The sequence below is a fragment of the Streptomyces sp. NPDC017676 genome, assembly GCF_044329325.1.
Taxonomy (GTDB): domain Bacteria; phylum Actinomycetota; class Actinomycetes; order Streptomycetales; family Streptomycetaceae; genus Streptomyces.
Genome location: NZ_JBIRJA010000001.1, coordinates 699,873 through 722,605 on the forward strand (window position 1 = coordinate 699,873; position 22,733 = coordinate 722,605).

Consider the following 22,733-nt stretch of genomic DNA (forward strand, 5'->3'; position numbering starts at 1 on the left):
GGGCGCGGGGCTGGGCGCGTTGGCCCCGTGGGCGCTGGGCGCGTTGCCCCCGTGGGGCTCTGGGGTGGAGGCGGGCGCGGGCCACTGGGCGGATGCCGGGGCGGGCTCGGGTGGGGCGGGCTCGGTCCCCGGGACGGTCGCCGGGGTGGGGGCGGTGGGCGGTGCGGCGTCGGTCGGCGTGGCTCCCGGGGTGACTTCCGGCGTGACGCCCGCCGTGGCCCCCGCCGTGGTGTCCGCCTCCCGGCCGGCCAGCAGCCGCAGCCACCTCCCCAGCACCCCCTTCAGCTCGGCCGGCGCCACGATCGCGTCCGCCGAGCCCGCCGCGAGCTGGGACTCCGCCGTGTACGCGGACGGGTCGGCGCCGGGTGGGCGGACCCGGGAGCCGGCGAAGCCGACCTGGGCGCCGGGGAGGGCCAGGACGATGTCCGCGCCCGCGCCGAGGGTGGCCCAGCCGCCGCCGGTCGTCGGGTCCCGCAGGACCGCGATCTGCGGCAGCCCCGCCTCGCGGGTGAGCGTTGACTGCCGGGCCACCCGCTGGAGCTGGGTGAGCGCGAGCATGCCCTCCTGCATCCGGCTGCCCCCGGTCGCGATCAACGGCACGACGGGCAGCCGGTGTTCACGGGCATGTGTGTACGCCGCCTCCAGCCGGTCCCCGGTGCGCTCGCCCAGCGAGCCGCCCAGGAAGCCGAACTCGAAGGCGATCAGGACGGCCCGGGTCCCCTCGACGCGCGCCGTGCCGCAGACGACCGACTCCCGCTCGCCGGTGCGGGCGGCGGCGCGGGCGCGTGAGGCGTCGTAGCCCTGCCAGCCGAGGGGGCCGTCGTCCCGCTCCGACTGCCGTATCGGAACCGGCAGTTCACGGAAGCTGTGCGCGTCCGCGACCAGCGCGAGCATCTCCCGTGCCGAGAGCCGCTCAGGCATCGGCCAGGGCCCGCTTCATGATCTTCCCCATGTCGTTGCGGGGGAGCGCCTGGAGGTAGCGGACGACCCGGGGCCGCTTGTGCGGGGCCAGCCGCCGGGCCACGTGGTCCGCCAACTCCTCGGTTCCCGGCGGGGTTTCCGGGTCCGCCGGGACGATCCAGGCCACGATCCGCTCGCCCAGGTCGGCGTCCGGCTCCCCGGTGACCGCCGCCTCCCGCACCCCCGGGTGCTCCAGCAGCGCGTTCTCGATCTCACCGGCCCCGATCTTGTACCCCCCGCTCTTGATCAGGTCGGTGGCCTTGCGACCGACGATGCGGACATAGCCGTCGGGCTCGCGCACGGCCATGTCCCCGGTGCGGAACCAGCCGTCGGCGGTGAACGCGGCGGCGGTGGCGTCGGGCCGGTTCAGGTACTCGGTGAACAGGTTCGGGCCGCGCACCTGGATCTCCCCGACGCTCTCCCCGTCGTACGCGGTGATCTCCGTACCGTCCTCCTCCACCAGCCGCAGCTCCACGCCCGGCAGCGGCACCCCGACCGTCCCGGGCCGGGCCTCGCCGTCGGCCCGCACGGCGGTGTTCATGAGCGTCTCCGTCATGCCGTACCGCTCGATCACCCGGCGCCCGGTCGCCGCCGCGATCCGCTCGTGGTCGTGGACCGGCAGCGCCGCCGAGCCCGACACCAGCAGCCGGGCCCCGGCGAGCGCCTCGGCCAGCTCCGGGTCGCCGGGCAGCGCCTCCGCGATCCGGTGGTACATCGTCGGCACCCCGAACATCATGGTCGCGCCCGTGTTCAGCTCCCGGGCCACGCCTTCGGGGGAGAACCGCCCCAGGTGCCGTACCGAGCCGCCGCGCCGCAGCGGGCCCAGGACACCCAGCACCAGCCCGTGCACATGGAACAGCGGCAGCCCGTGCACCAGCACGTCGTCGCCGGTCCACCCCCAGGCGTCGGCGAGCGCGTCCAGGGTGGTGGCGAGGGCCCGGCGGGGGAGGACCGCGCCCTTGGGTGGACCGGTGGTGCCGGAGGTGTAGACGATCAGCGCCGGGTCGCCGTCCTGGGCGCGCTCCTGAGGGACGGCACCGGTGGCGGACGCGTCGACGTCGATCCGCGCCAAGTCGCCGAAGACCGGCGGCAGTTCCGTGCCGGGCGCGGCGAGCACGAGCGACGGCGCGCTGTCGGACAGGATGTGCGCCAGCTCCTTCTCGCCCGACTTCGGGTTGAGCGGCACCGCCGCCACCCCGGCGAGCAGCGCGCCGGTCACCGCGACGGCGGTCTCCAGCTCCGCGGTGGCCCACACGGCGACCCGGCCGGAGCCCTCGATCCGCGCGGCGAGGGCACCCGCGGCGCCCGCCAGCCCGCCGTACGTCAAGGTCCGTGGTCCGAACCGCAGGGCGACCCTCCCCCGGACGCCGTCCGGGGGGACCCCCATCTCGCTGCGCTCACCTGGACCGTCCGTCAGAGCGGGGAAGAGGGAGGACACGCGGCGCACTCCTTACTGTCGGACGGGGCCGACTGCACGGTCGGCGGGGCCGACTGCCGGGGACGACAGCACCCTTCCTACACCAGGACCCGCGTCCCGACGACCGCGCTCAGATCGGCCGCGAGCCGCAGCTCGACCGCCCGCAGCGCGGGATGGTCCAGCCAGTGCAGCCGGGCCCGGTCGACCCGGCCCTCGTGCAGCGGCGGCCATCCGGCCGCGGGCGTGAAGTCGTCCACGACGACCGTCCCGCCGGGCACCAGCAGCCGCTCCACGTCGGCGGGCGCGTCCCCGGGCGCCTTTCCCTGCCCGCCCCCGTCGAGGACGAGCAGGTCGAAGGGGCCGTACTCCGCGATCCGCCGCCAGTCGCCGGTCAGCACGGTGACCTCGGGGCGGCCGGTGAAGACCTCGGCGGCGCGCCGCGCCCGCTCCGGCTCCCGCTCGACGCTGACCAGCCGCACACCGGGGGCGGCCCCCGACGCGAGCCAGGCCAGGCCGACACCGAGCCCGGTGCCGGTCTCCCCGATCCGCAGCCGGGCGCCGCCCGCCAGCGTGTGCAGCAGGCGGCCCTGTTCGGGCCGGCATGAGAAGGGGAAGCCGTGCGCGCGGGCGGCGGCCAGGGCGTGCCGCACGAGCGGCGGCAGCCCGTCCGCACCGGTGTACGCGCCGGTACCGTCCTGTGCCATACGGCCAGTTCTAGCCGACGGGCACGGACGGGCGGGCGGCCGTCACCACATCGGCGACGACACAGCTGACGTTGTCGGGACCGCCCGCCGCGTTGGCCGCGCCGATCAGGGACCGTACGACGGCCTCCGGGGCGGACCCGGCGGCCAGCAGCTCCTTGATCAGCGCGTCGGGGACGACCCGGGTCAGCCCGTCCGAGCACACCAGGTACCGGTCCCCGTCCCGGGCCTCCCGCACCCGCAGATCCGGCTCCGGCGGCGCACCGGAGGTGCCCAGCGCCTTCAGCAGCAGGGCCCGCTGCGGATGGCTCTCGGCCTCCTCCTCCGTCAGCCGTCCCTCGTCGATCAGCGACTGGACCACGCTGTGGTCGTGAGTGATGCGGAACAGCTCGCCGTCCCGCAGCAGATACGCCCGCGAGTCCCCGATGTGCACGAGGGCCAGCTTCGACCCCGTCCACAGCAGCGCGGTCAGCGTCGTCCCGCTCTCCTCGCCGCCGTCCCCCGCGGCCCTCGCGAGGTCCTGTACGGCCTCGTTCGCCCCGCGCACCGCGTCCTCCAGCAGGTTCAGCACACTGCCGGCGGCCAGTTCCTCCTCCTCGTCCAGGAACCTCAGCGCCGCCACGGCGGCATGGCTCGCGGGCGCCCCCGCCGGGCCGCAGCCGTCGGCGACGGCGAGCAGCCTGCGGCCCGCGTACACCGTGTCCTGGTTGGCCGGGCGGACGTGCCCGCGGTCCGAACGCGCCGCGTAACGCAGTTCCAGCATGGTGGTGTGTCTCCCCCTCGACTCGCCGGTCAGCTCCTCGACGAGGAACGCGGCGAGGTCCCGCCGTACGGCCGTCTCCGCCTCCACCCGCGCCCAGTACGCCCGGATCTCCCGGGCCGCGTCCACCGCGTCCAGGGCGCACACCGCGCGGATCCTGGCCAGGGGCATGCCCAGGCGGCGCAGCCAGGCCACGAGCCGGGCCCGTTCCAGCTGGGCGAGGGCGTAGTAGCGGTAACCGGTGTCCGGGTCGACCCGGGCGGGCGGCAGCAGGTCCAGCTCGTCGTACAGGCGCAGTGCCTTCGGTGACAGCCGGCTCGCCTTCGCGAACGCCCCGATGGTCAGCAGTTCCATGCGCACCTCGCGCGTCTCGTCGTCCGCCACCGATGCTGGGGCTTGACCGAAGGGGAAGGTCAACGGGGCTGTCCCGGTTCCCACGGCGCTTGTTAGCCTCACAGCCGCACCGACCGTCGAACCCGCGTACGACAGGGAGTCCGCCGTGCCCCGCATAGCCCTCGCCACCTACGACCCCGGAGCCGAGCCGAGCAAGGACGCGGACCTGCCGGTGCTGGTGCGGGCGCTCGCGGACGCCGGTGCCCGGGCGGAGGCCCGGTGCTGGGACGACCCGGCGGTGGACTGGGGCGGGTACGACCTCGTCGTCATCCGCTCGACCTGGGACTACAGCTGGCGGGCCACGGAGTTCGCCGCCTGGGTGGACCGGGTCGGCGCGCTGACCCGGCTGGCCAACCCGGCCCCCGTGGTGCGCTGGAACGCCGACAAGCGCTACCTCGGGGAGCTGGCGGCGGCCGGTGTGCCCACCGTCCCCACCCGCTACCTCGCCCCCGGCGAGCCGGCCGGCCTGCCGACCGGACACGAGTTCGTGATCAAGCCGACCTCGGGCGCGGGCGCCCGGTTCGCCGCCCGCTACACGCCCGCCGAGCACGACACGGCGGTACGGCACCTGGCGCGGATGCACGCGGATGGCTTCACCGCGATGGTGCAGCCCTACATGCCGGGCATCGACGTGCGCGGTGAGCGGGCGCTGCAGTTCTTCGGCGGGCGGCTGCTGCATGCCAGCCGCAAGGGTGCCGTGCTCTCGCCCGGCACCCCGTACGACGCCGACAAGGTGGCCCACCCGGACCTGGAGCGCTGGCAGCCCACGGACGCCGAACTCGCCGTCGCCGAGAAGGCGTTGGCGGCCGTGCCCGGCGCGCCCGGGTTGCTGTACGCGCGCGTGGACCTGGTGGACGGCGAGGACGGCGAGCCCCGCCTGATGGAACTGGAGCTGGTGGAGCCGAACCTGTTCCTGTGGCTGCACCCGGACTCGCTGCCGCGCGTGACGGAGGCGATCCTCGCGGCGGCCGAGGACACGGCCCCGGGGCCGACGGTCACCAGTACATGACCGACGCGCCCCCCGCACCCCACGTGGAGTACATCCGGACGCGCAGGACGTAGCGGCGGTCCTTGAGGAGCTTGACCTCGAAACGGCCGTTGCGGTTCTCCCCGCTGTCGTCCTCACCGGTGACGTAACGCAGGTTCTCACCGCCCACGTCCTCGAACAGGACCATCAGCACATCGGCGTCGCCGAACGAGCCGAACTGGTATTTCTGGCTCTTCTCCGGGGTGACCTCGTAATCGGCCTGCTCACCCGAGGCGAGGTCGAGGACCGCCGACCGGAACGGCTTCAGCGCGTCCAGGTGCGGAGCCAGCGGTGGATACCAGGTGCGCACGTACTCCTTGTCGTGCTCGGACAGTCCCCGGGGGGAGGGAATTCCGTTCCGGTATGCTTCCGGCCGCTTGATGAGACCCGCCTCGAACCCGTAGTGCATGACGGACGACGGGTCCCACTGCGAACCGCTCACCTCGTCGGTGGAGAGTTTCCGGATGATGTTCTGGTAAGTCATCTCATGCGGCCAGAAGTTGGGCGGGCCGGCCATGTGCGCGTACACCGTCGGCTCGTCCCACTCGATGCCCGCGAACGGATTCTGGTGCTCGTGGGAGAAACCGATCGCGTGCCCTATCTCGTGCCGGACCGTGACCTTTCCATAGGGTGAGGTCGGGTCCCAGCCGAAGTTCATCGTGGGTTCCCCGGAACCGATGCCGAGACAGTCCGTTCCGACGTACGACCAGGACCCGTCGTCGGCGAAGGCGATCCGGATCTCGGATTCCGCGGGGTCGTCCTCGGGGCGGAACCGCAGTCCGATCCCGAGGTCCTCCCATTCCTGGAAGCCGTTGTGGACCTCGGTCAGCCACGCCTTCGGCACGCCGTTTCCGGCGCCGTCCAGGAACGAGTACCGCAGCTGGGTACCGTTCACCCACTTCGCCCGGTTGAGCAGTATCGCCCTGGTCCGGGGAAGGCTGAGGTCCGGGGGGAGTGCGGGTATTCTCTGCGGGGGCTGAGCGCAGTACCGCGCGGGGCCCTTGTCCTGCTCGGTGGCCATGACGACGCTCCTTGAGTCTGCTTCCACGGCGGGGCTTCAGCGAGGGCTCATATGTCCACGTTCACGCCACCGGGAAATGCGTACTGGTCGTGCGGGCGCATCGTCACCGTCTTCCACGCGCCGGTCGACCCGATATTCAAGCAGGAGTCGAACGGGTACAGATACGTGTAGACGGGACCGTAGCGGCCGCTCCATGTGTGACCGTCGTCGGACTCGGCGTACCAGTAGAAGAACTGCTGGTTGTTGGGCGCGATGAGAACCCGCTCGTAGGGCTTGATGCGCCACCAGCCCATGGTCCGGTAGTTCCCGTACTGCCCGCATGCCTGCGGGTCCCAGTACATTCCGGCCACCTGGATCGTCGAGGAATGACTGTTGCGGAAGTACGGCATGATCACTCTCCTCGCTGCCGAGCCGCCTCGATGTGCCGACGCCACCGTTCCGCGAGCGTGTCCTGCGGCACCTCCTCCTCCGGTACGACGGGAGGGGGCGGCACGGCCGCGGTGTCGGCGGTACCGGCCGCCGAACCCTCGTCCTCGTGGACCCTCGAATCGAGCCCGCTCCGGACGTCCTCCTCCGGGGCCTCCTGGAGCAGTTCGACACCCGGCTCGAAGGCCTGGAGCGGTGCCGGGACGCCCGACGGTTGATTGTTGGACATGCGAAACACCCCATCCCCTTTGATTGACCATTGAATGGGTGTGGTGATGAACCGTTGAACGAGCCATTTCTGACCCGGCGTGTGAATTCCGGGACAACGGAATTCCGCTACTTCCGATGCTGCTCCAGCTTTCGCAGCCCTGCATCCCGGGGAACGGGGGCAGCGTCAGAAAGCGCCGTGAACAAGGGAGTTGGTGCTCAGGTGAGGACGGCCGTCCGCTGGAGCAGCCCCCAGGTGAACTCGGCGACCACCTGCCGCCGTACGCCGTCGTGGTCGGGGGCGGCGAGCGCCAGTCCCCACCGGGTGGGGGCGGTGCCCTCCAGCGGACGGGCGGGGGCGAAGGCGCGGGCGGCCTCGTCCACCGTGCAGGACCACGGGGTCAGATCCTCCAGCGTGCGCAGCTGCGGCGCCGGCGCACCCGGCGCCCGCACCAGCCACGCGTTCCAGACCCCGCCGTCGGGTCCGACGAGCACCTCGAAGCGCAGGGCGGGCCAGAGCGGCAGGGCCCACCGCCGGGCCTCGCAGTCGACGTCGCCCAGCCGACGGGGCACCACGGACTCCGGTTCGCCGAGGACGGAGCGGTACCGGGCGGCCGCGCCCCGGGACCGGGGTGAGCGGACCATGGCCTGCCACCGCTTGTTGGCCTCCCGCATGTCCCCGACCGAGGCGCCCAGCCACCGCCGGGCGTCCTCCACGAGGTCCGGGTTGTGGTCGGCCATGCGGCGCAGCAGGACCAGCTGGAAGTCGAGATCCATGGTGTCCATGGTGCCCGTGACCACAGGTGTCGTTCCCGACCCATTGCCCGCGCCACCCACCATGACTAGCCTGTGTTCGTCATGCCGATCGTCTGTTGAAATCTCGAACGCAGACGCCAGACCAAGGGAGGGGGCCGGACGTGGGACGCCTCGTGCCTGCCGTGACCCGGGCTCTCGACATTCTTGAGCTGTTCCTCGACGGGGACGGGACGCTCTCCGCCCCCGACATCGTGCGCAAGCTCCAGCTGCCCCGCACCACCGTGCACGAGCTGGTCACCACGCTCGCCGCCCGGTCGTACATCGTGCCGGTGCCCGGCCAGCCCGGACGGTACCGGCTCGGGGTACGGCCGTACCAGCTCGGCAGCCGTTACGCCGAGCAGCTCGACCTCGCCGCCGAGGGCCAGCAGGTGGCCCGCTCCGTCGCCGAGACCTGCGACGAGACGGTGCACGTCGCCATCCTGGAGGGCACCGACGTCATCTACATCGCCAAGGTCGACTCCACGCACGCGGTCCGCATGGTCTCCGCCGCCGGCCGCCGGCTGCCCGCCCACTGCACCTCCGTCGGCAAGATGCTGCTGGCCTCGCTGCCCGAGCCGGAGCTGACCGCGCGGATCCCCGACGGGACCGAACTGGCCGCGATGACCCCGAACAGCATCACCGACCCGGCCGCCCTGCGCGAGGTCCTCGCGGACATCCGGCAGCGCGGGATCGCGGTGGAGAACCGCGAGTCCAACCCCGACGTCTCCTGCGTGGCCGCGCCGGTCCACGACCGCACCGGACAGGTCGTGGCCGCGCTGTCGATCTCCGTCCCGATGATCCGCTGGAGCGAAGAGCGCCGGGCCGAGCTGGAGCAACTGGCCGCGAAGGGCGCGGCGGAACTGTCGGAGCGGCTCGGCCACCGGAGCGCGGCATGACGGCGTACGAGGTCGCGGTGCGGGCGGAGGCCGCACTCGGCGAGGGACCCACCTGGGACCCGGCGACGGGCCGGCTGATCTGGCTGGACATCCTGGGCGCGCGGCTGCACACCTACGAGCCCTCCTCCGGCCGGCGCACGGTCCGGACGACACCGCAGCACGTCGGCGCGGCCAAGCCCCGGGCGGGTGGCGGCCTGGTGCTCAACCTGCGGGACGGCGTGGGCCTGCTGGACCCCGACGACACGTTCCGCTGGCTGCACCACGAGCCGGTCGCGGGGCGCCGCGCGAACGACGCGGCGGTGGCGCCCGACGGTTCGCTGTGGGCGGGCACGATGCGGTACGACGAGGCGCCCGGCGGGGGCACGCTGTCCCGGCTGACGGGGGACGGCGCCGTGCGCACCGTCCTGCCGGACGTCACGGTCAGCAACGGCACGGGCTGGAGCCCCGACGGCCGCCTGATGTACTACATCGACACCCCCACCCGGCGCGTCGACGTCTTCGACCACGACGCGGACGGCATCCGTGATCGCCGCACGCTCGTGGAGATCGAGGAGGGCGCGGGCTTCCCGGACGGGCTGACCGTCGACGCGGAGGGCTGTGTGTGGGTGGCGCTGTGGGACGGGGGAGCGGTCCGCCGCTACACGCCCGCCGGCGAGCTGGACCGGGTGATCACCTTGCCCACCCCCCGCACGACGGCCTGCGCGTTCGGTGGCCCCGCCCTGACCGACCTCTACATCACGACCGCCCGCACGGGCCTGCCGCCTTCCGACCCCCTGTCGGGCTCCCTGCTCGTGGTGCCCGACGCGGGACAGGGCCTGCCCCAACCGGCGTTCGAGGGCTGACCCCACCGGCGCGGCTCGGGGGTGGCCCGCGCGACCCGGCGCTGACGGGGTGCCGCCGCGCCCACCCGTGCCGCCCCAGCGGCACGACTGCCCGCGGCCACACCGGCCGGCAGCGGCCACGGCACCACACAACCGACGGAACCGCAGTTCCCCAGGGGCGCGGGGAACTGCGCGACCAGCCACCACGGACCCGCGGCCGGCGGACGGCGGAGCCCCCGCGCCCTACAACCCCGCAGACCGGCGCTCCTCAGAGGTCAGCGGCGGAGCCGTGAGCGCCGGCTTCAAAGGGCCCGCCACCGCCGCCACCACCACACTCGGCGCCAGCAACGCCTCCGCCCCCCGCTCCAGCGCCGTCACGTCCGTCACCCGCCGGGCCACGCGCCCGTTCCCCGTGGCGGTCCGCAGCAGACGGCCGACGTACGCGGCCAGCACCCGGTCCCGCAGCGTCGGCCCCTCCTCGGTCGCGCCCGGATAGAACACGTCCGCCCCGACGGCGAGATCCCATGCCGCCCGGACCGTCCGCCCGACCGCCTTCTGCGCCTCCCGGGCCAGTCCCCGGCTGCCCAGCCCCTGACGCCGTACCACGTCCCGCAGGGCCAGCGCCGATCGCGCGGCCACCGCCATGCCGTGCCCGTACACCGGGTTCAGCGCGCACACCGCGTCGCCGACGACCACGAAGTTCTCCGGCCACACCGGCATCCGCTCGAAGAAGTGGCGCCGGTTCGCCGTCGTCCGCGTGACCGCGACCTCGCCGAGCGGCTCCGCGCCCCCGCCCAGCAGCTCCCCGATCAGCGGATGCCGCAGCCCGTGACGGGCGTAGCGCTCGAACTCCTCGGCGCGGGACGGCGGTTCGTCACCGCGGCCCCCGAACAGCGTGACGATCCACCTGCCGTCCTCGACCGGCATCAGCACGCCCCCGCGCCCGGTCCCGGAACCCCGCGGATCGGGCTCGATGTTGACGACCGGGAAGCCGGCCCGGGCCGCCTCCGGCGCCCGGTACAGCCGGCTGGCGTACACCAGCCCGGAGTCGACCTCCCGCCGCTCGACGGCGGGCAGCCCCAGCCCGGTCAGCCAGCCCGCCGCCCGCGAACCGCGCCCGGTCGCGTCGACGACCAGGTCGGCCGTCAGCGTCCGCTCGGCGCTGTCGTGGGCGCGGATGCGCACCCCCGTCACCGCGCCGCCCGCGCCGGTGAGCCCCGTCGCCTCGGCCCGCTCCACCAGTGCGATCCGCTCGTCGGCCAGCACCAGCCCCCGCACCACCCAGTCCAGCAGATCCCGGCTCGCCGGCAGCATGAACGCGGACTCGGCCCAGCGCCGGTACCAGCCGTACGGGGACAGCGCCACCATGTCCGTCGTCATCGGCACCCGGCTCACCCCGGCCGCGCGCAACCGCCCGATAGCCCCCGGCAGCAGTTCCTCCAGCGCCCGCGCCCCGCCCGACCAGAGCTGATGCACATGCCGGGCCTGCGGCAGTCCCTTGCGGGGCGCGGGCCCGTCGGGCAGCGCGTCCCGCTCGACCACCGTCACCCGGGCGCCGCCGGCCGCCAGAGCACGGGCCGTGAGCAGGCCGGCGAGGGAGCCGCCGAGAACGACGGCGGTGGGTCTGTGCTCATTCATGAACGGCAACGCTCTCTGCTGGGACGGCCGCACGTGCGCGCACCGCCGCGATGTCGTCGGAACGGCGGAGGGCTCGGGAGACGGCCCCGATCTCCTGGAGCAGGTTCGTGGTGTCCGGCCCGGTGGCCGCCTCGGGCGGCTCCGGCGTACGGGCCTTGGTCTCGACGGCGTCGAGGATGCTCACCGCGGCCGCCAGCGCGCGGGCCCGCTCGGGCGGGTGGCCGAGGCCGAGCGCGGCGTCGTACGCGCGCCGGCCGAGCCCGGTGTCGATGTGCCGGGCCAGCGGCAGCAGCACGTCCCGGATGAACGTCTCGCGCCGGGTGAGCCGCAGTTCGGGCGTGGCGCGCAGCACGAACGGCACCCCTTCGCCGTTCGCGGTGCGCATCAGCTGGTACAGGGGCCGCAGGTCACGGTGGGCGAGCCGGACCCGCCAGCGGTCGTGCAGGTACTGGCCGGCGTGCGGCAGGATGAAGCCGACGGCGATGAGGATGGCGGAGAGCGCGGCCACGGGCGGGGCCAGATTGGTGCTCAGCCAGTCCAGGTCCTGGCCGAACCAGCGGGCGACGACGGCGATCAGCTTGACCGCGTCGAAGATCAGGTTCAGCACGTAGCCGGCGCCCAGCAGCTTCAGGCCCCAGCGCAGCCAGGCGTCCAGGCCCTCGGTGCGCACCCAGTTCCAGATGAGCCGGGAGGTGATCAGGCAGGCCACGGCGTGCGCGACGAGGTAGAGCAGGATCTCCTCGCGCATGAACGGGGTGGTCGCGTAGTGGGTGTCCAGGTCCCGCAGCCGCTCCTCGGGGGCGTCGGCGAGCAGGAACAGCACCCACAGGGCGACGATCACCCCCGAGTACACCGAGATCACCCAGCGCATGGCGCGGCGGGTGGCGGCCGAGCGGTCGGACAGGCCGTTGCGCCAGGTGATGATGAGCAGCAGACAGGAGCCGCAGAAAGCGGTGATCAGCGAATAGCACCAGGGCGCCGAGATGTTGGGCACGCCGGTCACCCGGTTGACCCAGGCGATGGTGGACGGGGTGCAGAACACGAACACCGCGCAGGCGAGCAGGAGCAGGCCGCCGACCGCGCGCAGCAGCGGGTCCCGCCACAGCCGGATGATGGTGGGCAGCTTGATCACCAGGGCGGCGGTGAGCACGGCCGTGGGGATCCAGAAGGAGATGTAGAACTCGTTCAGGAATCCCGAGGGATTCAGCGCCAGCCGGATCACCGGGCCGCTCCGCGACGCCCCCGGTATCCGAGGGAACGCTGCACCGGGTCGGGCGGGGTGGTGCGGGCCCCGCCGAGGTGGTCCCGGAACAGGGTGGCCAGGCGGTGTCCGAAGTCGTCGGCCTCGGCCTCGTCGGTCTCCCGGGAGCCGTCGCGGGCGGCCACGGTGAGGGCCGCCTCCCGCCAGCCGGGCGTGTCGGTGAGGGCGCGGGCGGCGGCGGCCCCGGCCAGATGGTGGTGCCGATGCCCGGCGTGCAGGTGCCACAGCTCGTGCCCGAGGATGACCAGTTGCTGCACGGCCTCGGCCCGCTCCTCCACGATGACCAGGTCGAAGTCGGCGAACTCGACCCACAGACCGGTGACTTCGAGCTCGTCCGGGAAGCGTTCGAAGCGCAGTTCCACCGGCCGGCCGGCCCGCAGCGCGCTCATCTCCTCGCACAGCGCCCGGCACAACGCCCGTGTGCCGTCGGGTGGTTCGGGCCGGGCGCGGACGGCGGCGGCGAGGTCGCCGGCCAGGGCGCGCATCGCCGAGCCGGGACCGGAGCGCCGTAGGCGGGCCGGGCCGGAGCGGGAGCGTCGCAGTCGTGAGGTCAGGCGTGCCGCCTGCTCCCGCGCGCCCCCGAAACTCATCTGTCTCCCTTCCCACCACCGGTTGCGGCTGGTCCGAGCGTACGCGCCTGGATGTGTCCGCGTCATGCGATCCGGCGACCGTTGTTCAACAAGGAACCATCTATGAGCTTGTGCCCGACCCATTGACGCGGAAGCGCTTCGAACCTACGGTCCCGTTCGAAGTTACGAGCGCCATCCGATATCTCGAACGGCGATACCTCGAACGGTAGGGGCAAGGTATGGGACAACCTGGCCTGAATCGCAGGCGACTTCTCGGCACGGCGGCCGGCCTGACGGCAGCCGCCGGCTTCGGCTTCGCCGCCCTCGGCAGCGGAGCCGACGCACTCGCCTCCAGCGCGCACACCCGGGTCCGCTACTGGAATCTCTTCAGCGGCGGCGACGGCTCCAACATGATCGCGATGCTGAACGCCTTCCGCGCGGCACACCCGGACATCGCGGTGAAGGACTCCACCCTCCAGTGGGGCAACCCCTTCTACACCAAGCTCGCCATGGCGGCCGCCGGCAACCGCGCACCCGACCTCGGCGTCATGCACATCGGCCGCGTCGCCGGCTTCTCGCCGGGCCGGCTCCTGGACGCCTGGGACGTCGGCCTGCTCGCCGAGTACGGCCTGCGCGAGCAGGACTACAACCCCCGGCTGTGGCAGCGCGGTGTCATCGACGGCAAGCTCTACGCCCTCCCGCTCGACGTCCACGTCCAGCTCTGCTTCTACCGCAAGGACGTCCTGAGGAAGGCGGGCCTGCTCGGCGCCGACGACCGGATCGTCCCGGTCACATCGGCCGACGACTGGTTCGGCGTGCTCAAGGAGGCCAGGAAGGCCACCAAGAAGGGGCTGCAGACCATCGGCCTGTGGATCAACGACCAGAACTTCCAGTGGTGGTTCTTCGTCGCCTTCTACACCCAGCTCGGCGGCACCTGGTTCGACGACGCGCGCACCGGGGTCACCTTCGACACGGACAAGGCCACCCAGGTCCTGGAGTTCCTCCGCCGGCACGTCACCGACGGATACGCGAACCCGGCCATGGGCTCCGTCAACGCCGAACAGTTCATCAACGGCGCCCCCTTCGCCTGGGAGGGCAACTGGTCCGTGCCGGTCTACACCGGCGCCGAACTCGACTACGGCGCGATCCCGCTGCCGCCCGTCTTCGGCAAGCAGGCCACGCACGCCGAGTCGCACGCCTTCGTGCTGCCGCACCAGTCCGACCGCGGCGGAGCCGCCGACGAGGCCGCCCACCGACTCGCCGCCTACGTCGTCACCCACGCCCGGCAGTGGGCGGCGGGCGGTCACATCCCCGCCCATCTGCCGACCCTGTCCACGCCCGCGTACCAGAAGCTGTACCCGCAGAACGAGTACGTGTCCGCCATGGACCACCAGGCCAACGAGCCGAAGGTGTGGTTCGCGGGCTCCACCGGCATCCTCGCCCAGCGCGTCGGACCGGTCGTCGTGTCCTCCACGATGGGCTCCACCAGGCCCGACGCGGCGGCCCGCCGGATGAAGAGCGAGCTGAGCACGCTGCTCGCGATGAAGAACCCCATGAACGGCAGGACCGCCGCGCAGGAAGGTGCGTCCGCATGACGACCGCCGACACCGTGTTCGCACCCCCACGGGCGAGGTCAGCCGCCGCCGGCGCCACCGTCCGCCGCAAGCAGGGCTTCCAGCACGGCGGCTGGTTCGTCGCCCCGTTCCTCGTCCTGTTCGCGCTCTTCGTGATCTGGCCGCTGCTGCGGGGCATCTACCTGAGCTTCACCGACGCCAACATCTCCGGCCAGGGCGAGAGCTTCATCGGCCTCGGCAACTACCGCGAGGCCCTCAAGGACCCGCTGATGTGGGACGCCCTCGGTCACAGCGCGTACTTCACGCTCCTGGTCGTGCCCTGCATCACGGTCCTCGCCTTCCTCCTGGCGATGCTCGCCCACCACATCGAGCGCGGCAAGTGGCTCTGGCGCCTGTGCTTCTTCGCGCCCTTCCTCCTGCCCTCCACCGTCGCGGGCAACCTCTGGCAGTGGCTGTTCAACCCCGGCACCGGAATGATCAACCACGTCTTCGGCGGCGACACACCCTGGCTGACCGACAAGTCGTACGCGATGCTCGCCATCGTCATCGAGACCCTGTGGTGGACGGTCGGCTTCAGCTTCCTGCTCTACCTCGCCGCGCTCCAGTCCATCCCCGGCCACCTCTACGAGGCCGCGAAGCTGGACGGCGCGAACGCCTGGCACCGCATGATCCACATCACCCTGCCGATGCTGCGCACCATCACCGGGCTCGTCATCGCCCTGCAGATCCTCGCCTCGCTCCAGGTCTTCGACCAGGCCGTCGTGATGATGGACTTCGGCCCCGGACCGGAGAACTCCACCCGCACCTTCGTCCAGTACACCCTCGAAGAGGGCTTCACCAGCTACCGCGTGGGCTACGCCTCCGCGATCTCCATCGTCTTCTTCGTGATCATCGCGGCTGTCGCCCTCGCGCGGATGTGGCTGCTGCGCAACCGTGAGGAGGCCGCCCGATGAGCGCGACCACCCAGCCGCGCAAGGCGTGGACCCCCAGCCAGATCGTCCTGACCCTGCTCGGCGCGGCCGTCTCCGCCGTCTTCCTCGCCCCGCTCGCCTGGGGCCTGTTCACCTCCCTGAAGTCGGAGACCGAAGCCGTCGAGGTGCCGCCGCACTGGCTGCCGGAGCACTGGACGGGCCAGGCGTGGAAGGCCCTCTTCGACACCGGCGACATCACCGACTGGTTCGTGAACTCCCTGGTCGTCTCGGTCTGCGTGACGACGATCGTCCTGCTGGTGAGCGCACTGGCCGGCTACGGCTTCGCCCGCACCGACTTCCGCGGCAAGGGCGTCCTGATGGGCCTCGTCATGGCGGGCCTGATGATCTCCCCGGCGGTCCTCGGGGTGCCCCTGTTCACCACGGTCCAGCAGATGGGCATGGTCGACACGTACTGGGGCATGATCCTGCCGCAGTGCGCGCCCGCCGCGATGGTCTACATCCTCTACAAGTTCTTCCAGGGCGTCCCGCGCGAACTGGAGGAGGCCGCCTTCATCGACGGCGCGGGCCGCTGGCGGGTCTTCTTCACCATCGTCGTCCCGCTCGCCCGCCCCTCCCTCGCCGCGGTCGGCATCTTCACCTTCATCGCCTCGTGGAACAACTTCCTGTGGCCCTACATGGTGACCAACAACCCCGACCTCATGACCATGCCGAACGGCATCGCGACCGTCATGAACTCCTACGGCATCCAGTGGGCCCAGCTGATGGCCGGCGGCCTCATGGCGGGACTGCCGCTGATCGTCGTCTTCGTCTTCTTCCAGCGCCAGATCGTGGCGGGCGTCGCCCACACCGGCCTGGCCGGCCAGTAGCCACAGTCCGCACACAAGCCACCCACCCCGGAAGGCACCATGCACCCCGCTCGCTTCACCCTCGACCCCGCCTTCACCATCGGCGCGGTCAGCCCCCGCCTCTTCGGCTCCTTCGTGGAACACCTCGGTCGCTGCGTCCACACCGGCATCTACGAACCGGACCACCCCGCGGCGGACGCCGACGGCCTCCGTACCGACGTACTGGACCTGGTCCGCGAACTCGGCGTCACCACCATCCGCTACCCGGGCGGCAACTTCGTGTCCGGGTACAAGTGGGAGGACTCCGTCGGCCCGGTGGAAGACCGCCCCCGCCGCCTGGACCTGGCCTGGCACTCCACCGAGACCAACCGCTTCGGCCTGTCCGAGTACATCGCGTTCCTGAAGAAGCTCGGTCCCCAGGCCGAACCCATGATGGCGGTGAACCTCGGGACGAGAGGCGTGGCGGAGGCCCTCGAACTCCAGGAGTACGCCAACCACCCCGGCGGCACCGCCCTCTCCGACCTGCGCGCCGCCCACGGCGACAAGGAGCCCTTCGGCATCAGGCTCTGGTGCCTCGGCAACGAGATGGACGGCCCCTGGCAGACCGGCCACAAGACGGCGGGGGAGTACGGACGGATCGCCGCCGAGACCGCCCGTGCCATGCGCCAGCAGGACCCGGACGTGGAACTGGTCGCCTGCGGCTCCTCCAGCCAGGCCATGCCCACCTTCGCCGAGTGGGAGGCGACCGTCCTCGCGGAGACCTACGACCTGGTCGACCACATCTCGCTGCACGCCTACTACGAGCCCGTCGACGGCGACCTGGACTCCTTCCTCGCCTCGGCCGTGGACATGGAGTCCTTCATCGAGAACGTGATCGCGACGGCCGACCACGTGGGCGCGAGACTGAAGTCCAAGAAGAAGATCAACCTCTCCTTCGACGAGTGGAACGTCTGGTACCTCTCGAAGTGGGAGGAGTACGCCAGGACCATCGACCGGTCCGACTGGCCCGAGGCGCCCCGCCTGCTGGAGGACAACTACAGCGTCACGGACGCGGTCGTCTTCGGCTCGCTCCTCATCGCGCTGCTCCGGCACGCCGACCGCGTCACCGTCGCCTGCCTCGCCCAGCTCGTCAACGTGATCGCCCCGATCATGACCGAGCCGGGCGGCCCGGCCTGGCGGCAGACGACGTTCTTCCCCTTCGCGCAGGCCGCGCGGTACGGCCGGGGCCAGGTGCTGGACGTCCGCGTGGACTCGCCGACGTACGAGACGAAGAAGTACGGCGAGACCGACCTGCTGCACGCCACCGCCGTCCGCGCGGACGACGGCACGGTCACCGTGTTCGCCGTCAACCGCGGCCGCACCGAGCCCCTGCCCCTGGAAGTGGCGCTGAACGGACTGGAACTGACCGCCGTCACCGAGCACAGCGCGCTCGCGGACGCCGACCCCGACGCCCGCAACACCCTCACCGACCCCGACCGCGTCACCCCGCACCCGGTCGAGGGCACCGTCCTGAGGGACGGCGCCCTCACCGCCGTACTGGAGCCGCTGTCCTGGAACGTGATCAGACTGGCGTGACCGGCACGCCGCCCGTCGCCCTGCCGAGCAGCGTCAGCCGCACCGACCCGGGGCCCGACAGCGTGGTGAACTCCGAGAGGACCGCCAGCGCGAGGGTGTTGGTGCCCCGGGTGCGCAGGATGCCGTTCGGCAGGACGAACGTGTGCTGCGGGCCGACGTTGTTGATGTACTGGCCCAGGTTCCAGCCGTTGAGGAAGATCTGCGCGCGGTAGGCGCGGTACGGGTCGTCGTCCAGGGTCAGGCCGACCGACGCGTCGATGTCGGCCGGCACCGACAGCCGGAACGTCGTCCGGTACCAGGTCACCCCCTGGTACCGCGCCGCGCGCGGGAAGGTCACCTTCTCCCAGTCGCCGTCCCGGAAGCCGGGCAGGTGCCAGCCCTCCCGCTCGCCGTACAGACCGCCGTTGTTCATCGGCCCGCGCACCTGGTCGGGAGCACCCGCCCCCTGGACGCGCCACCGCACCTTCGGCGACGCCCCCTTGAACGTGACCGCCGTCAGGCCCCGCGCCACCTTGTGGGTGTCCAGCGCCTTTCCGTCCTGGTCGTGCTGCATGCGCCGGACCAGGACCGACAGAACGTGCCGGCCGGGGGAGCGCAGCCGCTCACGCACCGGGAAGACCGCCGTCTGAGCCCAGCTGCCCTTGCGGATGGTCACGTCCTTGTCCGGCACCGGCATCCGGTGCGTGCCCAGCGGCTCGCCGTCCAGCCAGGCCATCAGCAGGCCCTGGGTGCCGGTGCTGTAGGCGAGCGAGACCTCCTCGACACCGGTGGTGCCGGTCAGTTCGCCCCGGTACCAGACGTCCCCGTAGTGGAAGCCGTAGTCGTCAGCGAAGAGGACCGGCTGTCCGTCCGGGACCGCCGTGGTGCTGTACGACGACGTCTTGTCGGCGACCTTCCACGACGAGTCGTCGAAGCTCGGGCCCGCCTCCGGGTTCTCCCTCCGCATCCGCCAGCCGCCCAGCTCGGGCAGCCGCACCTCGGGCACGTCCGGCAGCATCCCGGTGGTCAGCAGGCTGCCGGAGACCGTGGCCCTGGTGGGCAGCTTCCGCCCGTTCCAGACCAGGGTGTCGATCCCGCGCGGGCCCCACACCTCCATGCCCGTCCGCTCGGTGACGTCACCCGTCAGATGGACCTCCGAGCCACGCAGCTCCGCGTGCCGCAGCAGCGCCGGGCCGTAGACGAGGAGGGTCCCGGACGGGGTGTCGTACGGGAAGAGGCGTACGGCGGTGGCGTCGTCGGCGAAGAGCAGCAGCAGCGGGGTGTCCGTCTCGCCCTTCCGCACCAGCACCCGGGTCAGCCCGTCCTGGCCGAGGGGGGCGTTCACATGGAGTTCGTTCCGGTCGTAGGCCCAGCCGGCCTCCGGGTCCAGCCGCTGCACGGAGGGCTCTTCCGGGCACTTCAGCACCAGCTCGGCCATCTCCTCGCTGCGCCCGGCGAACACGGCGATGTCCTGCCGGCCCACCGTCAGGACCGTCATGGGCGCGACGGTGGCGTACTTCAGGGTCCGCCTGCCCAGCGGCAGCCCGGTGGTGAGCAGCTTGGCGTCCTTGCCGGGCACGGTGACCGGCAGCCTGCCGGCGTCGGTGGGCAGTTCGGTGGTCACCGGATCGGTGCCGTCGTTGCGGGCGACGTACACATGGGTGCCGGTGTCCGGGTTGGTCAGGTGGTACACCTTCAGCCCGTCGGCCGTCACGTCCGCCGCCCGGTCCAGCTTGGCGAAGTCGGGCACGCGCTGGAGCAGATGGCCGAGCTGGTGCATCGGCGCGATCTTGTCCGTGACGTTCCGGCCCTCGTCGATGGCGGCGCCGTAGTCGTACGACGTGTAGACGACCGGCGCGGGCAGCCAGCCCCACGACGTCCCCCCGAACGTCATGTACACGTTGTGCAGGGTGAGCCCGTTGGCGAGGTTGGTCAGATAGAACCGCCGCTCGTACGCGGCGTCCCGGGTGCGCCGCGACTCGGCGTACCCCTTGCCGTCGAACCACGCCCCACCCCAGGGATCGAACCAGCCGCCCCCGAACTCCGGCACGAAACCGGGCGTGGTGGGGGAGGCGGTGGCCCCGCCCCTCGCCCCGCCGGGCCCGTAGTGCCCCCAGTCCGGCGGAGTCTGCGACGGCGACGGATACCCGTCGAAACCGTACAGCCAGCCGCCCCGCTCCCCACCGGTGTCGAAGGACCCCGGGACCCAGTACCCGTTCCGCCCCTTGTCGTTGTGGAACAACGGAACGTCGATCCCGTCGGCACGCACCTTCCGGTACAGGTGGGACATGTAGTTCCGCCCGGTGGCCTCGTCCACATGGGCGTCGTACTCGTTCTCGATCTGGTACAGCAGGACCGTGCCGTCGCCCTGCGTGAACAGGTGCCGGCGGGCGATCCGGTTCACCTGGGTCAGCCACTCGTCCACGTGCGCCAGGTAGGCCGGATCGTCGGTCCGGGCCGTGCCCCTGGTCGCCGTCAGCCACCCGGGGAAACCCCCGCCGTCCACCTCGGCGTTGATGTAGGGACCGGGGCGCAGGATGACGTACAGCCCCGTCTCGGCGGCCGTCCTCAGGAACAGGTCCAGGTCCCGGACACCGCTGAAGTCGTACACGCCGGGCGCGGGGGAGTGGTAGTTCCACGCCACGTAGATGCTCACGGCGTTGTACCCGTGCGCCCGCATCTTCTGCAGCACGTCCCGCCACAGGGACGGGCTCGGCAGCCGGAACGGGTGCATCTCGCCGGACCACACCACCAGCCGGCGCCCGTCCACGAGCAGCGAGTACCGGTCGTACCCGATGGTGTGCCGCTCGCCGTCGGCGCGCGGCGGCAGCGGCGTCGGACCGGTCGGCGCACTGCTCCCCGCGTACGCGGAGGGCGCCCCGGGGCCGCCGCTGCCGCCCAGGGCGAGACCGAGCGCGGCGGAGCCGGCCAGGGCACTGAAGGTACGTCTGCTGAGCGCCAAGGTGGATCCTCCCGGGCGATCTTACGGGGGCGCGGTCCGGCCATTCTCCCCACGGACACGCCCCACAATGGACCCATGAGGATCTCGGCACGGGCGGATTACGCGGTACGGGCGGTACTGGAGCTGGCCGTACGGCAGGGTAACGGCCCGGTGAAGGCAGAAGAAATCGCCGCCGTGCAGGAGATCCCGCACAAGTTCCTGGAAGGCATTCTCGGCGACCTCCGCCGGGCCGGGATCGTCGACAGCCGGCGCGGCGGGGGCGGCGGCTACCGGCTGGCCCGGGAGGCGGCCTCGATCACCGTGGCCGACGTCATCCGGGCGGTCGACGGCCCGATCGTGTCGGTACGCGGCGAACGCCCGACGGGCCTGTCCTACACCGGCACCGCCCAGCCGCTGCTGCCCCTGTGGATCGCCCTGCGCGCCAACGTCCGCCGCGTCCTGGAGGGCGTCACCCTCGCCGACCTCGCGGCCGACGCCCTTCCCGAGCCGGTCCGCGCCCTGGCGGCGGAACCGGCGGCCTGGGAGAACCCGTAAGGCGCAACGCCGTCCCCCGGCCGGCGCACCGGCGGGTTTCCCTCGCAGGCGTACGTCGTTAGGGCGGGCATGACCAAGAAACTCGCCTGTGTCACCGTCCTGACGGCCGCCCTCCTGGCATGCGCCGCCACCGCCGAAGCCACCCCGCGCCCCGCGCCGTCCACCGGTGTCCCCGGCGCCGCCCTCCTCGACGGCGTCCTCGGCTCCCTGGAGATCGGCCACCCGGTCACGTCCCTCAGGACGATCCTCCCCACGGGCGTCCGGGGCCAGTGAACGACACGGCCCACGTGTGAGCGCCCGGACCACCGGGCGCCCGCTCACGGCGAGGAGGACGTGAAAACCCCGGTGTGAATGGCCGGAGTTGACTCTCCCGGCGCCGGGCGGGGCTCCCTACGCTACCCACGCCTCCACGCTCCGTTCACAATGAACACACAGCTCCTTCAAACTTGAACGACTGAACGGCTGAACGACCCGGAGTGGATGGGCGGGAGGCACACACCCCCCACTCGACAACCGGGAGAAACCATGGCTGGTGGAGTCCTGCTGAGCGGCGCCGTGGCCGCTCTCCTCACCACCGCACTGCCCGCCCAGAGCCCCGACTCCGTCTTCGACGACCCGCCCCCGGACAAGATCGTCATCGACGTGGCGACGGTCAACGGCTCGGGCTGCCCCGCCGGTACGGCCGCCGTGGCGGTCTCGCCGGACAACACCGCCTTCACGGTGACCTACAGCGCCTACCTGGCCCAGGCCGGCGGCAACTCGGACCCCACGGCCTTCCGCAGGAACTGCCAGCTCAACCTGGTGGTCCACGTCCCGCAGGGCTTCACCTACGCGATAGCCAGCGCCGACTACCGGGGCTTCGCCTCGCTCCAACGGGGCGCCACGGGCACGCAGAAGGCGTCGTACTACTTCCAGGGCTCGTCGAACACCGTGCCCCGGACCCACCCGTTCAACGGCCCCTACAACGACGACTGGCAGGCCACCGACTCGACCGACTGGGCCCAACTGGTCTGGGCGCCCTGCGGTGTGCTGCGCAACTTCAACATCAACACCGAGCTGCGCGTGAACGCGGGCACCACGGCCGCCGACAAGGTCAGCTTCATGACGATGGACTCGACGGACGGGGACATCAGTACGGTGTACCACTTGGCCTGGAAGGAATGCCCGACCCCCTGACCGGGACCGGGACTCGCTCCGGTGAACGCCGGCTGAGCCGATCGCGGTCGACTGATCCCCGGCCGCCCGCTTCTTCACCAGTGTCGTGCTTCCGCGACCCGAGTAAAGGGCGCGTTCCGCGTCGGCTGACGCCGATGGCCCTCCGGGCCACCCTTGACTCGGCCCGCTCCAGCACGAGGGAGAAGCGAGCGGGCGCCCGGTGGAAACTGGCCGCCCCACCGGCAACGGGCCCCGAGGCCCACTGGGCACGCATCGTCGGCCGGG

22 protein-coding genes are annotated in these 22,733 nt (G+C 72.1%); 10 read left to right on the forward strand and 12 right to left on the reverse strand.

Features of this window, described 5'->3' with window-relative positions; genetic code table 11:
• The 4 genes from ACH4LD_RS03075 to ACH4LD_RS03090 form a co-directional block, all read right to left on the reverse strand.
• A partial coding sequence (locus tag ACH4LD_RS03075; RefSeq protein WP_398053409.1) for a carboxyl transferase domain-containing protein occupies nucleotides 1-921 on the reverse strand: 921 nt, incomplete at its 3' end.
• On the reverse strand, nucleotides 914-2,398 hold the full coding sequence (locus tag ACH4LD_RS03080; protein ID WP_398053410.1) for an acyl-CoA synthetase: 1,485 nt from the start codon (nucleotides 2,396-2,398) through the stop codon (nucleotides 914-916). The genes ACH4LD_RS03075 and ACH4LD_RS03080, both read right to left, overlap by 8 nt.
• A 77-nt stretch (nucleotides 2,399-2,475) precedes the next feature.
• A complete protein-coding gene (locus ACH4LD_RS03085) occupies nucleotides 2,476-3,081 on the reverse strand; it encodes an O-methyltransferase (RefSeq protein ID WP_398053411.1) in 606 nt (201 codons plus the stop codon).
• A 10-nt stretch (nucleotides 3,082-3,091) separates the two neighbouring features.
• Entirely contained in the window at nucleotides 3,092-4,192 is a 1,101-nt protein-coding gene (locus ACH4LD_RS03090) for a MerR family transcriptional regulator (RefSeq protein WP_398053604.1), read from the reverse strand.
• A gap of 145 nt (nucleotides 4,193-4,337) precedes the next feature.
• Here ACH4LD_RS03090 and ACH4LD_RS03095 point away from each other — a divergent pair, with 145 nt between their 5' ends.
• On the forward strand, nucleotides 4,338-5,240 hold the full coding sequence (locus tag ACH4LD_RS03095) for a RimK family alpha-L-glutamate ligase (RefSeq protein WP_398053412.1): 903 nt from the start codon (nucleotides 4,338-4,340) through the stop codon (nucleotides 5,238-5,240).
• Here ACH4LD_RS03095 and ACH4LD_RS03100 read toward each other — a convergent pair.
• From ACH4LD_RS03100 to ACH4LD_RS03115, 4 genes are all read right to left on the reverse strand, one after another.
• The gene (locus ACH4LD_RS03100; RefSeq protein ID WP_398053413.1) at nucleotides 5,227-6,279 is read right to left on the reverse strand and encodes a M12 family metallopeptidase; all 1,053 of its coding nucleotides are present in this window, start codon (nucleotides 6,277-6,279) and stop codon (nucleotides 5,227-5,229) included. The genes ACH4LD_RS03095 and ACH4LD_RS03100 overlap by 14 nt on opposite strands.
• Nucleotides 6,280-6,326: 47 nt before the next feature.
• Nucleotides 6,327-6,668, reverse strand: a complete 342-nt coding sequence (locus tag ACH4LD_RS03105) for a hypothetical protein (RefSeq protein ID WP_398053414.1) — start codon at nucleotides 6,666-6,668, stop codon at nucleotides 6,327-6,329.
• 2 nt (nucleotides 6,669-6,670) lie between these two features.
• Nucleotides 6,671-6,934 carry a hypothetical protein gene (locus tag ACH4LD_RS03110; protein WP_398053415.1) on the reverse strand — a complete coding sequence of 88 codons (264 nt, stop codon included), beginning with the start codon at nucleotides 6,932-6,934 and terminating at the stop codon, nucleotides 6,671-6,673.
• Nucleotides 6,935-7,131: 197 nt separating this feature from the next.
• Nucleotides 7,132-7,689, reverse strand: a complete 558-nt coding sequence (locus ACH4LD_RS03115; protein ID WP_398053416.1) for a hypothetical protein — start codon at nucleotides 7,687-7,689, stop codon at nucleotides 7,132-7,134.
• Nucleotides 7,690-7,829: 140 nt separating this feature from the next.
• On the opposite strand from ACH4LD_RS03115, the gene ACH4LD_RS03120 reads away from it, so the two are divergent.
• Nucleotides 7,830-8,603 carry an IclR family transcriptional regulator gene (locus ACH4LD_RS03120; protein WP_398053417.1) on the forward strand — a complete coding sequence of 258 codons (774 nt, stop codon included), beginning with the start codon at nucleotides 7,830-7,832 and terminating at the stop codon, nucleotides 8,601-8,603.
• Nucleotides 8,600-9,445: an SMP-30/gluconolactonase/LRE family protein gene (locus tag ACH4LD_RS03125; protein ID WP_132783625.1), complete on the forward strand. Its 846-nt coding sequence runs from the start codon at nucleotides 8,600-8,602 to the stop codon at nucleotides 9,443-9,445. The genes ACH4LD_RS03120 and ACH4LD_RS03125 overlap by 4 nt, the downstream gene beginning before the upstream one ends.
• 222 nt (nucleotides 9,446-9,667) lie before the next feature.
• Here ACH4LD_RS03125 and ACH4LD_RS03130 read toward each other — a convergent pair whose 3' ends face one another.
• The 3 genes from ACH4LD_RS03130 to ACH4LD_RS03140 are packed head-to-tail and all read right to left on the reverse strand — an operon-like array spanning nucleotide 9,668 to nucleotide 12,913.
• The gene (locus ACH4LD_RS03130) at nucleotides 9,668-11,062 is read right to left on the reverse strand and encodes an FAD-dependent oxidoreductase (RefSeq protein ID WP_207928237.1); all 1,395 of its coding nucleotides are present in this window, start codon (nucleotides 11,060-11,062) and stop codon (nucleotides 9,668-9,670) included.
• Entirely contained in the window at nucleotides 11,055-12,284 is a 1,230-nt protein-coding gene (locus ACH4LD_RS03135; RefSeq protein WP_132783627.1) for an MAB_1171c family putative transporter, read from the reverse strand. The genes ACH4LD_RS03130 and ACH4LD_RS03135 overlap by 8 nt, the downstream gene beginning before the upstream one ends.
• Nucleotides 12,281-12,913 (reverse strand): toxin-antitoxin system, toxin component family protein, encoded by a 633-nt coding sequence (locus tag ACH4LD_RS03140; protein WP_398053418.1) that lies wholly within the window; start codon nucleotides 12,911-12,913, stop codon nucleotides 12,281-12,283. Before ACH4LD_RS03140 ends, ACH4LD_RS03135 begins: the two co-directional genes overlap by 4 nt.
• Nucleotides 12,914-13,131: 218 nt before the next feature.
• Here ACH4LD_RS03140 and ACH4LD_RS03145 point away from each other — a divergent pair, with 218 nt between their 5' ends.
• Genes ACH4LD_RS03145 through ACH4LD_RS03160 form a run of 4 tightly spaced genes read left to right on the forward strand, consistent with a single transcriptional unit; the run spans nucleotide 13,132 to nucleotide 17,818 of the window.
• Nucleotides 13,132-14,487 carry an extracellular solute-binding protein gene (locus ACH4LD_RS03145; RefSeq protein WP_398053419.1) on the forward strand — a complete coding sequence of 452 codons (1,356 nt, stop codon included), beginning with the start codon at nucleotides 13,132-13,134 and terminating at the stop codon, nucleotides 14,485-14,487.
• A complete protein-coding gene (locus ACH4LD_RS03150; protein WP_398053420.1) occupies nucleotides 14,484-15,419 on the forward strand; it encodes a carbohydrate ABC transporter permease in 936 nt (311 codons plus the stop codon). The genes ACH4LD_RS03145 and ACH4LD_RS03150 overlap by 4 nt, the downstream gene beginning before the upstream one ends.
• Complete coding sequence (locus ACH4LD_RS03155; protein ID WP_398053421.1) at nucleotides 15,416-16,264, forward strand: carbohydrate ABC transporter permease; 849 nt, start codon at nucleotides 15,416-15,418, stop codon at nucleotides 16,262-16,264. Before ACH4LD_RS03150 ends, ACH4LD_RS03155 begins: the two co-directional genes overlap by 4 nt.
• 39 nt (nucleotides 16,265-16,303) lie before the next feature.
• Nucleotides 16,304-17,818, forward strand: a complete 1,515-nt coding sequence (locus ACH4LD_RS03160) for an alpha-N-arabinofuranosidase (RefSeq protein ID WP_398053422.1) — start codon at nucleotides 16,304-16,306, stop codon at nucleotides 17,816-17,818.
• Here ACH4LD_RS03160 and ACH4LD_RS03165 read toward each other — a convergent pair.
• Nucleotides 17,805-20,759: a beta-galactosidase gene (locus ACH4LD_RS03165; RefSeq protein ID WP_398053423.1), complete on the reverse strand. Its 2,955-nt coding sequence runs from the start codon at nucleotides 20,757-20,759 to the stop codon at nucleotides 17,805-17,807. The genes ACH4LD_RS03160 and ACH4LD_RS03165 overlap by 14 nt on opposite strands.
• A 75-nt stretch (nucleotides 20,760-20,834) precedes the next feature.
• On the opposite strand from ACH4LD_RS03165, the gene ACH4LD_RS03170 reads away from it, so the two are divergent.
• The 3 genes from ACH4LD_RS03170 to ACH4LD_RS03180 all read left to right on the forward strand — a co-directional run bounded on the left by ACH4LD_RS03170 (nucleotide 20,835) and on the right by ACH4LD_RS03180 (nucleotide 22,469).
• The gene (locus ACH4LD_RS03170) at nucleotides 20,835-21,293 is read left to right on the forward strand and encodes an RrF2 family transcriptional regulator (RefSeq protein WP_398053424.1); all 459 of its coding nucleotides are present in this window, start codon (nucleotides 20,835-20,837) and stop codon (nucleotides 21,291-21,293) included.
• A gap of 69 nt (nucleotides 21,294-21,362) precedes the next feature.
• Entirely contained in the window at nucleotides 21,363-21,566 is a 204-nt protein-coding gene (locus ACH4LD_RS03175; RefSeq protein ID WP_132783634.1) for a hypothetical protein, read from the forward strand.
• Nucleotides 21,567-21,818: 252 nt separating this feature from the next.
• A complete protein-coding gene (locus ACH4LD_RS03180) occupies nucleotides 21,819-22,469 on the forward strand; it encodes a DUF4360 domain-containing protein (protein ID WP_398053425.1) in 651 nt (216 codons plus the stop codon).
• The last annotated feature ends 264 nt before the right edge of the window (nucleotides 22,470-22,733 follow it).

What these genes read in the sequence shown, in the direction of transcription:
- ACH4LD_RS03085 (WP_398053411.1), bottom strand. Translation starts at nt 3,081, where the DNA reads ATGGCACAGGACGGTACCGGCGCGTACACCGGTGCGGACGGGCTGCCG.
- ACH4LD_RS03090 (WP_398053604.1), bottom strand. Translation starts at nt 4,192, where the DNA reads ATGGAACTGCTGACCATCGGGGCGTTCGCGAAGGCGAGCCGGCTGTCA.
- ACH4LD_RS03100 (WP_398053413.1), bottom strand. Translation starts at nt 6,279, where the DNA reads ATGGCCACCGAGCAGGACAAGGGCCCCGCGCGGTACTGCGCTCAGCCC.
- ACH4LD_RS03105 (WP_398053414.1), bottom strand. Translation starts at nt 6,668, where the DNA reads ATGCCGTACTTCCGCAACAGTCATTCCTCGACGATCCAGGTGGCCGGA.
- ACH4LD_RS03110 (WP_398053415.1), bottom strand. Translation starts at nt 6,934, where the DNA reads ATGTCCAACAATCAACCGTCGGGCGTCCCGGCACCGCTCCAGGCCTTC.
- ACH4LD_RS03115 (WP_398053416.1), bottom strand. Translation starts at nt 7,689, where the DNA reads ATGGATCTCGACTTCCAGCTGGTCCTGCTGCGCCGCATGGCCGACCAC.
- ACH4LD_RS03125 (WP_132783625.1), top strand. Translation starts at nt 8,600, where the DNA reads ATGACGGCGTACGAGGTCGCGGTGCGGGCGGAGGCCGCACTCGGCGAG.
- ACH4LD_RS03130 (WP_207928237.1), bottom strand. Translation starts at nt 11,062, where the DNA reads ATGAATGAGCACAGACCCACCGCCGTCGTTCTCGGCGGCTCCCTCGCC.
- ACH4LD_RS03140 (WP_398053418.1), bottom strand. Translation starts at nt 12,913, where the DNA reads ATGAGTTTCGGGGGCGCGCGGGAGCAGGCGGCACGCCTGACCTCACGA.
- ACH4LD_RS03145 (WP_398053419.1), top strand. Translation starts at nt 13,132, where the DNA reads ATGGGACAACCTGGCCTGAATCGCAGGCGACTTCTCGGCACGGCGGCC.
- ACH4LD_RS03150 (WP_398053420.1), top strand. Translation starts at nt 14,484, where the DNA reads ATGACGACCGCCGACACCGTGTTCGCACCCCCACGGGCGAGGTCAGCC.
- ACH4LD_RS03155 (WP_398053421.1), top strand. Translation starts at nt 15,416, where the DNA reads ATGAGCGCGACCACCCAGCCGCGCAAGGCGTGGACCCCCAGCCAGATC.
- ACH4LD_RS03160 (WP_398053422.1), top strand. Translation starts at nt 16,304, where the DNA reads ATGCACCCCGCTCGCTTCACCCTCGACCCCGCCTTCACCATCGGCGCG.
- ACH4LD_RS03170 (WP_398053424.1), top strand. Translation starts at nt 20,835, where the DNA reads ATGAGGATCTCGGCACGGGCGGATTACGCGGTACGGGCGGTACTGGAG.
- ACH4LD_RS03175 (WP_132783634.1), top strand. Translation starts at nt 21,363, where the DNA reads ATGACCAAGAAACTCGCCTGTGTCACCGTCCTGACGGCCGCCCTCCTG.
- ACH4LD_RS03180 (WP_398053425.1), top strand. Translation starts at nt 21,819, where the DNA reads ATGGCTGGTGGAGTCCTGCTGAGCGGCGCCGTGGCCGCTCTCCTCACC.